Origin of the sequence: Arthrobacter sp. NPDC057388 (genome assembly GCF_042668165.1) — a bacterium.
GTDB lineage: Bacteria > Actinomycetota > Actinomycetes > Actinomycetales > Micrococcaceae > Arthrobacter.
On record NZ_JBHVBL010000029.1, the window covers coordinates 1 to 12977 of the forward strand.

Consider the following 12977-nt stretch of genomic DNA (forward strand, 5'->3'; position numbering starts at 1 on the left):
CAGCCTTAGGGTGGCCCGCCGCCGTCGTGCTTGCCAATGTTCTTCCCCGGGATTCCGGGGAAGAACACTCCGCCAGAAAAGTTTCCGGAAGCGCGTAACCTGCCGGGCCGCCGCGGCGATTACCCCTATGTAAGCGCCGGCCGGGGGTTGTCCCCCATCGGCCTCCGGCCCGGCCTTCAATCAACCAAAGGACTTTTTTCTGATGAAGAGTGTTAGCAAGACCACCAAGATTGCTGTCGCAGCCGCCATCGTCGCCGTTGGAGGATTCTCCAGCATCGGGCTGGCCAACGCCGCACAGGTTTCCAGCTCGCAGCACGCAGAGGTGACCCCCGCTACGCCCGCCACCCCCTCCGTTCCCGCCACCCCGGCTGTTCCGGCTGTGCCCGCCGTCCCGGCGACGCCGGAAACCCCGGAGGTTCCGGACGTTGCCTCCGCCAAGGCCAAGGCAGCCGGCGAAGCCGCAGACGCAGCCGACGCCGCCGTGGAAGCTGACAAGGACAACGCAGCCGTCAGCGCCAACGTCTCCGCCGGGGACAAGGCTGCCGGTGCCGACGTGACCGCAGCAGTCCCCGCCGTTCCCGCTGTTCCCGGCGGCGCCGGTGTTCCGGCCGTCCCCGCTGTGCCGGCCGTTCCCGCCAGCCCTGAGGTGCCGGACGTAGCCGACCAGGTGGCCAAGCCGGCTGCGCCGTCCGCCACCGTTGACGTCAAGGCTGACGCTGCTGCCGACCTGCCCGCCGGCAAGTAGTACCAGCACGCGAAACAGGGCGTTCCCCGAATAGGGGCGTGGGGTGTGCGGCGGCTAGGCTTACTACCGTCGCACACCTGCAGTAAGGGAAGGACAGCTCCTTGGCAGCTCAGCTGACCGATGACGAATTGTCAGCAGCCCTTTCCGGCGACCCCTCAGGCTTCAGCGCTGTCTACAGCACAATTTCCCCGGCCGTCCTGGGCTACTTCCGGGCCCGGGGCGTGGATGACGCCGAAGCCCTGACGCAGGACGTCTTCGTGGATGTCCTGCCCAAGCTCAGCAATGTCAGGGGCGGCCACTCCGGGCTGCGGACCTTCATCTTCTCGGTGGCCCACGCCCGGCTGGTGGACCACCACCGCCGCTCCGCGAGGACGCCGCAGCTCACCGAATTCGACCCGCTCCTGGATGAGCGGCGGTCGAACTCCGCCGAGGACGAGGTGCTCGGCTCGCTCGGCGGAATCTCTTCTTCACTTGCTCTGCTCAACGACGACCAGCGGGAAGTCCTGGTCCTGCGCATTGTCGCGGACCTTTCGGTCGAGCAGGTGGCCGGCATCATGAACAAGACACCCGGGGCCATCAAACAGCTCCAGCGCCGCGGGCTCATCGCCCTGCGCGAACTCGTCAAGGAAAAGGACCACGCAGCATCATGAGTGTCACGCCGGCAGGCCGCGAAGAAGGAGAGATCCAGGCGATCCTCCTCGATTCCGGGCTCGAAGACGACGCCGATCTCCGCAGGTCCCTCGAAGAGCTGCACAGGTTCGGCCAGGACGCCCCGCCCCCGCCGCGTGCCGATCTCGCGGCTCTGCTCGCCCACGGGGCTCCTCCAGCGGCCGCGCCCACCCAGGCCACGCCCACCCAGGCGATGCGCCGTGCCTCCACGCCGGACGTCGCCAGCCTCGAACTGCACCGCCGTAACCGGCAGCGGCGGATGGGCATGGTGGTTGGCGCTGCAGTGGTCGGCGCCATGGGACTTGGAGCCGGCGCCGTCGCAGCCTCCAGCGAGGACTTCCGCAACAGCGTGGGCAACACCGTGGTTCAAATCTTCCAGCCAACCAGCGGGACAACCGCACCGGCCCCGGTGCCCACGTCGCCCGCCGACATTCCCGCAGTGCCTGCCGCACCAACGGACGCCGCGCCCAAGCCTTCTGTTACCGGAACCGCCGCTTCGTCGTCGGCACCCGTGACGCCGGCCCAAACCGATGCCGCGGGTTCGGGCGGTTCGAGTGCACCGGCGTCGAAGGGGTCAGCGTCGGCGCATGGGTCGGCGAAGAGACAAACGCCGGCGCCGGCCCGTCCCAGCCAGCTGCCGACCGTGCCCGGGACGGGACTGGCGCCCAAGCTTCCGGCCAAGCCGCTGCCGGCAGTGCCCACGCTGCCGGGCGGCGTGCCGACGATCCCGGCCACACCCGTCCCCGGCACCCCCTAGGTCCGGGCCCCCCGTAGGCCAGGGGCGCGCCCCAAGGGAGCAGCCCCCGAGTTTGTACACTTATGGGCCCCAAACGGCCCCTGAAGTCGGGACATCTGGACAAAAACTCCCAGGCAGAGCCCGGCCAAAAAAGTTTTTTGAAAATGTTTTGGAATCCGCGTAACCCCTTGGGGTTCCCCGTCGATTACCAGAGTGAGAGTGCCGGGCTGGAAGTTGTCCCCCATCAATATCCAGCCCGGCATTTTTCATGCCCCCCGGTCCGTTGGGCCCGCTGTCAGGCCACTTGTCCTGTTAAGCCAGGACCTGCCGCTTCGAGGAGATCACTCCCGTATCAAAGCCGGCCAGGTGGAGCCCGCCGTGGAAGCGCGCGTGCTCGATCTTGACGCAGCGGTCCATCACAACGTTCAGCCCCGCGGCTTCGGCATCCGCCGCCACGCCCTCGTGCCATGAGCCGAGCTGCAGCCACAGCGTCTTGGCGCCCGCGGCGACGGCCTCGTCCAGCACGCCCGGCAGGTCATCGTGCTTGCGGAAGACGTCCACGATGTCCGGGCTCTCCGGCAGGTCGGCCAGCGACGCGTACGTCGGCTGGCCGAGGATCTCCTTGACCACCGGATTCACGAAGTACACCTTGTACCGCGTCGAGGACTGCAGGTACGTGGCCACGAAATAGCTCGCGCGCGACGGCTTGTCCGAAGCCCCCACAATCGCGATCGACTTGGCCTGCCGGAGCAGGTCCAGGCGCTCCGGAGCTGAAGGTCCGGTCCAGTTTCTCTCTACGGCGCTCATGCCCGTGCTCCAATCGTGCAGGCGTCTGCAGGTTCCTCGACTACGACGGCGTCATCCGCCGTCGCGTTCTGCGCCTCGGTAAGCGCCTGGTCCAGGTCCCACAGGATGTCCTCGAGGTCCTCCAGGCCAACCGAGATGCGGACCAGGTCCTCCGGCACGCCGGCGGACGCCAGCTGCTCATCGCTGAGCTGCTGGTGCGTCGTGGACCCGGGGTGGATCACCAGGGTGCGGGCGTCGCCCACGTTGGCGAGGTGCGAGGCCAGCTGCAGGGACTCGATGAACTTCTGGCCGGCCGCCCGGCCGCCCTTCACGCCGAAGGAGAACACGGAGCCCGGCCCGAGCGGCAGGTACTTCCGTGCCCGCTCGAAGTGGGGGTGCGAGGGCAGTCCGGAGTAGTTCACGTAGGCCACGCGCGGGTCCGCTTCGAGCCATTCGGCCACGGCCTGTGCGTTCTTCAGGTGCTCGTCGAGGCGCTGGGGGAGGGTTTCCACGCCCTGCAGCAGCTGGAATGCGGCCAGCGGGGTCAGCGCCGGACCGATGTCACGCAGCTGCTCGCAGCGGAGCTTGGTGAGGAACCCGTACTCGCCAAAGTTGCCCCACCACGAGACGTTGCCGTACGAGGCCACCGGCTCGGTCATGGTGGGGAACTTGCCGTTGCCCCAGTTGAACCGTCCGCTCTCGACGATGACGCCGCCGAGCGTGGTGCCGTGGCCGCCGATGAACTTCGTGGCGGAGTGGATCACGATGTCCGCCCCGTGCTCGATCGGCCGCACGAGGTACGGCGTGCTCAAGGTGGCGTCGACGACCAGGGGGATGCCGGCGTCGTGCGCCACCTTGGCCAGGGCCGCAAGATCCTGGACCTCCGACGACGGGTTGGCCACCACCTCGACGAAAATCGCCTTGGTGTTTTCCCGGAGGGCCGCCGCGTAGTCAGCGGGGTCCGTCCCGGGGACGAAGGTGGTGTCCACCCCGAAGCGGCGCAGGGTCACGTCGAGCTGGGTGACGGTGCCGCCGTAGAGCTGGGACGCCGCGACGATGTGGTCGCCGGCCTGGGTCAGGGCGGCGAAAGTGATGAACTCGGCGGCCATGCCCGAGGACGTCGCAACGGCCCCGATGCCGCCCTCCAGCGAGGCGATGCGCTCCTCGAACGCGGCCACGGTGGGGTTGCCGATGCGGGAGTAAATGTTGCCGTACTTCTGCAGGGCGAACAGGTTGGCGGCGTCCTGGGTGTCCTTGAAGACGAACGACGTTGACTGGTAGATGGGCACCGCCCGGGCGCCGTGCTCGGCGTCGGGCGTGCCGCCGGCGTGCAGGGCGCGGGTGCGGAACCCGAATTTGCGGTCAGCCATCAGACTGCCACCGCCTCGGCGGTTGCCGGAACCCCGGAAAGATCAAGCTCTGTGCCGTTCTTCCGGGCGAGGTCCGCCTCGAGCTCGCGGACGATCGGCAGGACGTCGCGGCCGAACGCGGCGATTTCCTCCTGGAAGTGCAGGTAGCCGGTCAGGAAGAGGTTCACGCCGATCTTCTTGTACTCGACAATCCGCTCCGCGATCTGCTCCGGGGTGCCGATCAGCTGGGTCTTGAAGCCGTCGTTGTACTGGACCAGGTCCTCGAACGTGGAGTCCGCCCACATGCCCTTGCCGTCCTTGGTGGACGGGCCGGCTTCCTGCACGGCGTCGCGGAAGCCCTGGACGGCCGGCTTGTGTGCCTTCTCCACGATCTCACGCAGCGTGTCGCGGGCTTCCTTCTCGGAGTCGCGGGCGATGACGAAGCCGTTGAGGCCGAAGCGGGGTGCGGCGAGCTGACCTTCGGTGCCGCGCTTCGTTTCGCCGGCCGCAGCCACAACTCCGGCGATGTTTTCCTTGAAGCCGTCGAGGTCCTTGCCGTTGGAGAAGTACCAGTCGGCGACACGGCCCGCGGTGGCCTGGGCCGCCGTCGAGTTTCCGCCGAAGAAGATCTCGGGGTGTGCGCGGCCGGGAACGTCCACGGGGGCCGGGTTCAGGGTGAAGTCGGTGATGTTGTAGTACTTGCCGGCCTGGCTGTACTCCTTCTCGGTCCACAGGCCCCGGAGCACCCTGATGAATTCCTCGGTGCGGACGTAGCGCTCGTCGTGCTCCAGCCAGTCGAGGCCAAAATTGGTGAACTCGTTCTTGAGCCAGCCGGAGACGATGTTCACGGCGGCGCGGCCGTTGGAGATGTGGTCGGCGGTGATGACGTACTTGGCCAGCACACCGGGGTGCCACATGCCGGGGTGGACGGCGGCGATCACCTTGAGGCGTTCGGTGGCGGCGAGCAGGGCGAGGCTGAAGGACGCGGCCTCGTGCTGCTTGTCGGCCCCGTAGGACGCCGCGTAGCGCGTCTGGGTCAGGGCGTACTCAAAGCCGGATTCCTCGGCGATGCGGGCCAGCTTCTTGTTGTAGTCGAAGTCCCAGCCGGTGCGCTGCTCAATGGTGGAGACCACCAGGCCGCCGGAGACATTCGGCACCCAGTAGGCAAACTTCAGCGGCTCGGAAAGACGGGCTACGTTGCTAATGTCATTCATGATTGTTCCTTTACTTCTGCCCGGTGTTGGGGTGCACCGTGTTGGGGAATCCGGAGTTGGGGGTTCCAGGGACGGCGGCAGCGCGGCGGCGCAGCGCATCCTGGATGCCGGCAATGGCCGGTTCGTTCTGGAGTGAGGTGGTGTCGCCCAGCGCGCTCCCCTCAAACAGCTGGGTCAGCAGGCGGCGCATGATCTTGCCGCTGCGGGTCTTGGGTACGTCAGGGACAACGACGACGTCGCGCGGCTTGGCAATCGGGCCGATCTCCTTCGCGACGTGGTTGCGCAGTTCTTCTGTCGTTAAGCTGGCGGGGTCCCCACCCTTTAGCACGACAAAAGCGACGACGGCGTGACCGGTCTTGGGGTCGGCCACCGGACAGACGCCTGCTTCCACCACGTCGGGGTGCGTGACCAGGGCCGACTCGATCTCGATCGTGGAGAGCAGGTGCCCGGAGACATTGAGGGTGTCGTCCACCCGCCCCAGGATCCAGATGTCGCCGTCGTCGTCGTACTTGGCGCCGTCACCGGCGAGGAACCAGCCCTGCTCCGCGTACTGGCTCCAGTAGGAATCGAAGTAGCGGCGCGGGTTGCCCCAGACGGTACGGGCGATGGCGGGGCCGGGCTGGTCGACGACGATGAACCCCTGCACGCCCGGGGCTGTGCGGTTTCCGGCCTCGTCCACCACGCGGGTGCTGACGCCCGGAAGCGGGCGGGCCGCGCAGCCGGGCTTGAACCCGGTGTCAGTGGGCGCGGGGGACATGATGGTGGCCCCGGTCTCGGACTGCCACCAGGTATCCACCATTGGGGCGGTGCCTGCGCCGAGGTTGTCGCGGAGCCAGCGCCACGCTTCCGGGTTGACGGCCTCTCCCACGGTCCCCAGGAGCCGGATGGACGAGAAGTCGTAGCTGTCCGGCACGCCGTCGGGGAACCAGCCCATGAGCGAACGGACCAGCGTGGGCGCTGTGTAGTACTGCGTGACACTGTAGCGCTCGATGATCTCGAAGTGCCGGCCCGGGTGCGGGGTGTTGGGCGTGCCCTCGAAGATCACCTGCGTGACGCCGTTGGAGAGCGGGCCGTAAATCTCGTAGGTGTGCGCCGTGACCCAGGCGAGGTCGGCCGTGCACCAGTGGACATCCCGGTCCCGCAGCGCGGGGTCGGGGTTGCTGAACAGGTGCTCGAAACTCCATGACGCCTGGGTCAGGTAACCGCCGGAGGTGTGCACCAGCCCTTTGGGCTTACCCGTGGTGCCGGAGGTGTACATGATGAACAGGGGAGTTTCGGCGTCGAACGCCTCCGCTTCGTGGACGTCGGAGGCAGGCCCGACGACGTCGTGCCACCACACGTCGCGGCCCGCGGTCATGGGGACCGTGGCAAGGTCCTCTGGTGCGGTGGTCCGGTTGATGACGAGGACATGCTCGACGGCGTTGTCCCCGGCGACGGCGGCATCGGCGTTGTCCTTGACCGGGACCGCGGCGCCGCGGCGGAACTGGCCGTCGGTGGTTACCAGCAGCTTGGCATTTGTGTCCTCAACCCGGAACCGCAGGGCCTCGGCGGAGAACCCGCCGAACACCAGGGAGTGGACGGCGCCGATCCGGGCCACGGCGAGGGTAATGATGACGGTCTCGGGGATCACGGGCAGGTAGATGACCACGCGGTCGCCCTTGGTGATGCCGAGGGCCAGCAGCGCGTTGGCGGCCTTGGATACTTCACGCTGAAGTTCGGCGTAGGTGATGGTGCGGCGATCGCCGGGTTCGCCCTCGAAAAACAGCGCCACCTTGTCCCCGCGGCCGGCTTCGACGTGCCGGTCCACGCAGTTGTACGCGACGTTGAGTTTGCCGCCGTCGAACCACTTGATCTCGGGCCCGCGGCCGGCCTCGACGTCGGCGGGTACCCAGCTGTGGGCGGTGTGCCAGGGTTTTCGGCTGCCGGGCAGCCCAGCCCAGTCCAGGCGGAGGGCCTGTTCCTCCCAGAAGGCCACGTTGCCGGGGTCGACAAGGGAAGTGGTACTGCTGTGACGCGCCGGCCCGTCGGTGGGGACGCCGTGCACTGCGCCGTCCGGTGGCTCGGTCGAGGACCATCCCGAAGAGCCGGAAGAGGAGCCGGGCGCGTCACGCAGCCCTGCTTCGACCGCCGTCGCGTCCGAAGTGGTATGTGGGGTTGCCTCGGACGGAATCCGGGCAAGGGTGGGCAGGGCAGAAGTATTCTCTGGGGTCATTGCAGCACTCCATCGGTCCTGGCAGTAGCACCCCTTGTTCCTCCGGCGGTACGGAAGAACAGTGGCGTGGGAATGGTCGTCTCACGTCACTGGGGTTGCTGCGGCTTCATCGATCCAGGTCTCTCGGCCGCTCGGGATGGTCATAACCTACTCAAGCCGAGATGCAGGATTTCGCAAAATCCGGTCAGTTCGAACTGTAATATTCGTTCATCCCGCCGCGGCACCCTATGCCTCATTCAAATATTCGGACACCCAGGCGAAAATCATGCAGGAGTAGAGTTGGTACATGGCTCACCAAAACGATCAGGCCGTCATCGACCGCCTCATGCGAACGAAGGGTACCTGGGCGATTGTCGGTCTGACCCGCAACGAGTGGCGCTCGGCCTACGATGTTTCACTGTTTGTCCGTGACCGCATGGGCATGGAGATCATCCCGGTCAACCTGCCTGGCGACGACGTCCACGGGGAAAAGGGCTACCGTACCCTCGCGGAGATTCCGGCGGAAAAGCACCCGATCGACGTCGTGGACTGTTTCGTCAATTCACAGAAGGTGGGGGCCGTCATCGACCAGGCCATCGCCGTCGGGGCCAAGGCGGTATGGCTGCAGCTGGGCGTGTTCGACGACGCTGCGGTGGAGCGGGCAAAGGCCGCTGGACTGGACGTGGTGGTGAACTCCTGCCCTGCCCGGGAAGGGTGGCGGGTGGGCATCTAGCCCTCAGCGCTTCATCAGCCCTGGATAGTGGCGCTCCGTCACGTCCGGATGGGCCCGCATCCGGCCCTTGAGCATGTTCAGTCCGAACGAGGCGAGCATCGGGTTGGACGGGTCGTCGGAGATGCCCCTGGCCTCCGCCTTGAGGGCCGCCGGCAGGGGCACCGGTTCAATGACCGCATCAAGGCGCGGGGACCAGAAGAACGGGACGGAGTAGCGGTCCACCCCGGGCGGCGGGGCCTGCACGCGGTGGATCGTGGCCGCAAGATAGCCCTCGGTGGCAACTTCCAGCATTTCGCCAAGGTTTACCACCAGCGCTTCGGAAATGGGTTCCACGGGTATCCAGTCGCTGGTCCCCGGCGGCAGCACTTCCAGTCCGCCCACATCATCCTGCAGCAGGAGGGTGACGAAGCCGTAGTCTGCGTGCGAGCCGACGCCCTGGTCACCCGCGGCTTCCACAACCCCGCCAACGTAGTGGACCAGTTTGCCCATCCACGCGGGCGCGTCCCCGAAAGGTTCATCGAAATAGTCCTCGGGCAGCCGGAGGGACACTGCGATGGCGCGCATCAGTTCCGCTCCCACGCCGGACATGAGCTCCGCCCAGGCCATGGCCGCCGGCTCCAGCTCAGGCATGGCCTCATCCGGCCACAGGTTGGGGCCCTGAAGGAGCCAGTACGGCTGGTCGGCGGGATAGTCCTTCACCGGTTCGCGGTCGGGGGAGTAGTCGATTTGCTCGCGCGCATCCGCTTTTCCCTGGGTGACCTCCGTGCCCATCCGTGTGTACCCGCGGAAATGCGGAGACAGGCGGTTGTCGAGTTTCATCCGCTCCTCGAGGGGGAGGTCGAAGAACCGCCTGATGGTTGCCAGCAGTTCCTTCGCCTGGCCCGGGGCGCCTCCGTAGCCGACGACCTGGAAGAACCCCACCCGGTGCGTGGCGTCGCGGAGCTGGTCGATGAATGCGGGGCTGAATGACCCGTCTGCCCGGCGGGCGGAGCCGAGGTCCAGCACAGGTATGGTCTCCTGGGCAGCTGCCATGCTCGCAGACTAGCACCGCCCGGAAAGGGTTTGTAGGCTCGCTGCATGGATCAAGCCGGACTACGAGAAATTTGCCTGTCCTTCCCGGGTGCCTTCGAGGACTTCCCGTTCGGCCCAGATACGTCCGTGTTTAAGGTCAAGGCCGCCGTGTCCGGCGGGGCGCGGCAGGAAGCCAAGATGTTCGCGTTGTCCGCCATGGATCCTGATGACTGGTCGGTCAGCCTCAAGTGCGAGCCTGCGCTCGCCGAACAGCTGCGGGCCGTGCATCCGGAGATCACCGGGGCATGGCACATGAACAAGACGCACTGGAACGGGGTCCGCCTGGACGGAGCCCTGCCGGACGGGATGATCCGGGACATGGTGGAGGACTCCTACGACCTGGTGGTTGCTTCCCTGAGCCGCAAGCAGCACGAGCAGCTCGGCTGGGCACGGCTTGCCGGGGCGCAGGGCCGGGAGCAGGACAGTGCCGGCACCGTACGGAGCCGGTCCAGTGACTGAGCGCCGCCTGGCCCGCGGCGAGCTGACCTACCCGGAGGTCGGCGCCACCGAGCGTGGCGCACGGCCGGCGGGCTACCGCCATGTGGCGTCCCGGACCTATCTCGGAGAAGGGGCAGCCGCCTACCACCGGGTGGCCGAAGGAATCCTGGCGTGGGAGCTGCAGCGGCGGTCCGGCCTGCGCGTCCGGACCGAGTCCGACGCCGTTGTTCCCGGCGCGCGCGTGGTGAGCGGTTTCGGCGTCGGGCCTTTCCGCCTCAACGCACCCTGCGAGGTGGTGTGGGTGCACCGTCCCGTACCCGGCGGCGGACCGCAGTCCGCCGGATTCGGCTACGGGTCGCTGCCGGGCCACCCGGTGCGCGGCGAGGAGTCGTTTGTGGCAGAGATCGACGCCCAGGGCCGGGTATTCGTCAGCGTTACGGCGTTCAGCCGGCCGTCCAACTGGTTTTACGCAGCCGGGGGCGCGCTGGCCCGCCGTGCGCAGCGCCTCATGACTTCCCGATACATTGAAGGTGCACGCCAACTCGCCGCCGGTGAAAGCTGATCAGGAGAGAACCATGCTGGACCAAAAGACCCTTGACCTGCTGTGGAACTTCGAGGATCCCAAACTGTCCGAGCAACGCTTCCGGGAGGCGCTGGCCGACCCGCGGTATGACGCCGACGAACGTGCCGAGCTCACCACCCAGCTGGGCCGCGCCATCGGGCTGCAGGGACGCTACGAGGAGGCCGACGCCCTCCTCGACTCCATTGACGGGGACGAACCGACGGTCGGTGTCCGTATCCTGCTGGAGCGCGGCCGTGTCCTGAACTCGAGCGGCCACGCGGCGATGGCGGTGCCCCTGTTCGAGCAGGCGGCCGAACTGGGGGACCATCTGGGCGAGGAGTACCTGGCCGTCGACGCCCTCCACATGCTGGCCATCGCCGACGCCGCCCACACGGAACTGTGGACCCGCAGCGCGCTTGAGTATGCCTCCACGGTCCACGACGAGCGCACCAAACGCTGGATGGTGGCGCTGCACAACAATCTTGGCTGGACGCTGCACGCCGCGGGCCGGCTCACCGAGGCGCTGGTGGAATTCCAGCTGGCCGAGCAGTGGGCCGAGCGGGTCGGAACCCCGGCGCAGCAGAAGTATGCGCGCGAGGCCATCGAAGAGTGCGAGCAGGCGCTCGCCGCCCACTGACACTGCAACCAGACCCTTCAACCAGACCTGTAAACCAACGAAAGGCATAACCCCGTGATCTTCATTGTCGTCAAATTCAAGGTCAAGCCGGACTGGTCCGAGAAGTGGCTCGGCCTCGTGGCCGACTTCACGGAGGCAACCCGCCAGGAACCCGGCAACCTGTGGTTCGACTGGTCCCGCAGCGTGGACGATCCCAACGAGTTCGTCCTTGTCGAGGCGTTCCAGGACGATGCCGCCGGCGACCACGTCAACAGCGCCCACTTCAAGAAGGCCATGGCGGACATGCCGCAGGCCCTCGCCGAGACGCCGCGGATCATCAGCCGCCAGCTCGACGGCGAAGGCTGGGACACGATGGGCGAACTCACCATCTGAGCCCCGTCGAGTGCTCCGTAACTGCCATTTTGAACCCTCAAAAGGGCAGTTACGGAGCACTCGCTAGCATTAACGGCATGTGGATCGGCTGGATTGAGTTCGACATCCTCCTTGGCGACGTGCACAGCCTCAAGGAAAAACGGTCCGTCGTGCGGCCGCTGCTGGCCGAGGTCAAGCGGCGCTACGAGGTCTCCGTGGCGGAGGTGGGGGACCACGACCAGTACCGCCGCACCCGGATCGGCGCCGGCCTCGTCGCCGCCGACCGGGCGCACCTCGTGGAGGTGCTTACCGCCGTCGAACGCTTTGTGGCCTACCGCCCCGAAGTGGAGCTGCTGAGCGCCCGACAGCGGGAGATCCACAGCGAGGATTAAACCCATCGACTGTTCCGTAGCCGCCCTTTTGAGCCCTGAAAACGGCGGTTACGGAGCAATCGATAGGGGCTGTGGATAACTTCAGCAGCAGAGGCGTTCTTTCTGCTCTCATGTAGCCATGAAGACCGCACGCCCGTTGCCGAACAAATTCCAGGACAGACCGTTCACCGTTGGCGAGGCCGGCCGCGCCGGCATCACGTCCAAGCGGCTGCGGCACCGCTCGCTCACGTCGCTGGGCAGAGGGATCCGTGCGGAAAGCCCGACGGCGGAGCTTGCCTTGAGCGTCAGGGTGCGGCCCTTCATCGAAGTCAACGAGCGATGCGCCGCATCGCACTTCACCGCGGCCGAGCTTCTGAACCTGCCGCGACGACGACGGAAAGGGCGTTCGGATATGTTCGACATCATCAGGCCTGAGGGTGCGGCCCATCTAAACCGGCCGCACGTCATCGTCCACCGGATGAAGCTCTACGACGATGAAGTCACCACCGTTGACGGCATCCCCGTCACCACACCGGAACGGACGTGGCTCGATCTCGCCGAAATGCTGAGTGTGGACGAGCTTGTGGTGGCGGGCGACAGCTGTGTGCGTATTCCCCGCCCCGAGTTCGAAGACCGGGACCAGCCGTTGTGTACGCTGGCGGACTTCCAGCGCATGATCGACAGGCACAAGGGCAAGCGCGGTCTGCGCAAGGCCAAGGAGGCCATCAGGCTCATCCGGGTGGGAGCAGACTCACCGCAGGAGACTATGCTTCGGCTCGCGATTGTCCGCGCGGGCCTGCCGGAACCGGAACTGAATGTGCCGATCCTGTCCGATGATGGCGTGCGTCATCATGAGCCGGATCTGTCCTACAAGCAGTATCGGATAGGCATCGAGTACGAAGGGGAGCACCACGGTGACGAGCTGCAGATTGAACGCGACATCGCCCGCTCAGAACACTATGCGGCCCTGGGCTGGACGGAAGTCCGGATCTCCAAGCGTCACCTGCTCAATGACGGCAAGGCCGCCGTTGCCAAGGTCCGGAGTGCGCTGGTCCAGGCCGGCTGGCGGCCGGGCCGTTAAGCAACGAGTGCTCCCCGCCGGCTCCCGGCCTTCGCAAGCTCAG

Annotated in this window: 15 protein-coding genes; 10 read left to right on the forward strand and 5 right to left on the reverse strand. The window is 66.7% G+C overall.

The annotated features are described in order from the left end of the window. Window positions 1-202 precede the first annotated feature (202 nt). The 3 genes from ACFUTU_RS14140 to ACFUTU_RS14150 all read left to right on the forward strand — a co-directional run bounded on the left by ACFUTU_RS14140 (window position 203) and on the right by ACFUTU_RS14150 (window position 2171). The gene (locus ACFUTU_RS14140) at window positions 203-745 is read left to right on the forward strand and encodes a hypothetical protein (RefSeq protein ID WP_377965289.1); all 543 of its coding nucleotides are present in this window, start codon (window positions 203-205) and stop codon (window positions 743-745) included. A 101-nt stretch (window positions 746-846) separates the two neighbouring features. After that, entirely contained in the window at window positions 847-1395 is a 549-nt protein-coding gene (locus ACFUTU_RS14145; RefSeq protein ID WP_377965291.1) for an RNA polymerase sigma factor, read from the forward strand. Beyond that, window positions 1392-2171, forward strand: a complete 780-nt coding sequence (locus tag ACFUTU_RS14150; RefSeq protein WP_377965293.1) for a hypothetical protein — start codon at window positions 1392-1394, stop codon at window positions 2169-2171. The genes ACFUTU_RS14145 and ACFUTU_RS14150 overlap by 4 nt, the downstream gene beginning before the upstream one ends. 291 nt (window positions 2172-2462) lie before the next feature. Here the strand turns inward: ACFUTU_RS14150 and ACFUTU_RS14155 are convergent, their stop codons facing one another. From ACFUTU_RS14155 to acs, 4 genes are read right to left on the reverse strand one after another with little or no spacing between them, the layout of a single operon-like run. Then, window positions 2463-2957, reverse strand: coding sequence for a CoA-binding protein (locus ACFUTU_RS14155; protein ID WP_377965295.1), 495 nt, complete (start codon window positions 2955-2957; stop codon window positions 2463-2465). Then, on the reverse strand, window positions 2954-4306 hold the full coding sequence (locus tag ACFUTU_RS14160; protein ID WP_377965297.1) for an O-acetylhomoserine aminocarboxypropyltransferase/cysteine synthase family protein: 1353 nt from the start codon (window positions 4304-4306) through the stop codon (window positions 2954-2956). Before ACFUTU_RS14160 ends, ACFUTU_RS14155 begins: the two co-directional genes overlap by 4 nt. Then, window positions 4306-5499 carry a dimethylsulfone monooxygenase SfnG gene (sfnG, locus tag ACFUTU_RS14165; RefSeq protein WP_377965299.1) on the reverse strand — a complete coding sequence of 398 codons (1194 nt, stop codon included), beginning with the start codon at window positions 5497-5499 and terminating at the stop codon, window positions 4306-4308. Before sfnG ends, ACFUTU_RS14160 begins: the two co-directional genes overlap by 1 nt. A gap of 10 nt (window positions 5500-5509) precedes the next feature. After that, window positions 5510-7711: an acetate--CoA ligase gene (acs, locus tag ACFUTU_RS14170; protein WP_377965301.1), complete on the reverse strand. Its 2202-nt coding sequence runs from the start codon at window positions 7709-7711 to the stop codon at window positions 5510-5512. Window positions 7712-7997: 286 nt separating this feature from the next. Here acs and ACFUTU_RS14175 point away from each other — a divergent pair, with 286 nt between their 5' ends. Continuing rightward, window positions 7998-8423, forward strand: a complete 426-nt coding sequence (locus ACFUTU_RS14175; RefSeq protein ID WP_377965303.1) for a CoA-binding protein — start codon at window positions 7998-8000, stop codon at window positions 8421-8423. Window positions 8424-8426: 3 nt separating this feature from the next. On the opposite strand, the gene ACFUTU_RS14180 is transcribed toward ACFUTU_RS14175, so the two are convergent. After that, window positions 8427-9455: an isopenicillin N synthase family dioxygenase gene (locus ACFUTU_RS14180; protein WP_377965305.1), complete on the reverse strand. Its 1029-nt coding sequence runs from the start codon at window positions 9453-9455 to the stop codon at window positions 8427-8429. 45 nt (window positions 9456-9500) lie between these two features. Here ACFUTU_RS14180 and ACFUTU_RS14185 point away from each other — a divergent pair, with 45 nt between their 5' ends. The 6 genes from ACFUTU_RS14185 (at window position 9501) to ACFUTU_RS14210 (ending at window position 12934) form a co-directional block, all read left to right on the forward strand. Continuing rightward, entirely contained in the window at window positions 9501-9953 is a 453-nt protein-coding gene (locus tag ACFUTU_RS14185) for an MmcQ/YjbR family DNA-binding protein (protein WP_377965307.1), read from the forward strand. Next, the gene (locus tag ACFUTU_RS14190) at window positions 9946-10494 is read left to right on the forward strand and encodes a DUF1990 family protein (RefSeq protein WP_377965309.1); all 549 of its coding nucleotides are present in this window, start codon (window positions 9946-9948) and stop codon (window positions 10492-10494) included. The genes ACFUTU_RS14185 and ACFUTU_RS14190 overlap by 8 nt, the downstream gene beginning before the upstream one ends. Window positions 10495-10507: 13 nt before the next feature. Beyond that, window positions 10508-11131 carry a hypothetical protein gene (locus ACFUTU_RS14195; RefSeq protein ID WP_377965311.1) on the forward strand — a complete coding sequence of 208 codons (624 nt, stop codon included), beginning with the start codon at window positions 10508-10510 and terminating at the stop codon, window positions 11129-11131. A 54-nt stretch (window positions 11132-11185) separates the two neighbouring features. Continuing rightward, window positions 11186-11503 carry a putative quinol monooxygenase gene (locus ACFUTU_RS14200; RefSeq protein ID WP_377965313.1) on the forward strand — a complete coding sequence of 106 codons (318 nt, stop codon included), beginning with the start codon at window positions 11186-11188 and terminating at the stop codon, window positions 11501-11503. A 77-nt stretch (window positions 11504-11580) separates the two neighbouring features. Then, window positions 11581-11874 (forward strand): DUF503 domain-containing protein, encoded by a 294-nt coding sequence (locus ACFUTU_RS14205; protein ID WP_377965315.1) that lies wholly within the window; start codon window positions 11581-11583, stop codon window positions 11872-11874. A 118-nt stretch (window positions 11875-11992) separates the two neighbouring features. Further along, complete coding sequence (locus tag ACFUTU_RS14210) at window positions 11993-12934, forward strand: hypothetical protein (protein WP_377965317.1); 942 nt, start codon at window positions 11993-11995, stop codon at window positions 12932-12934. The last annotated feature ends 43 nt before the right edge of the window (window positions 12935-12977 follow it).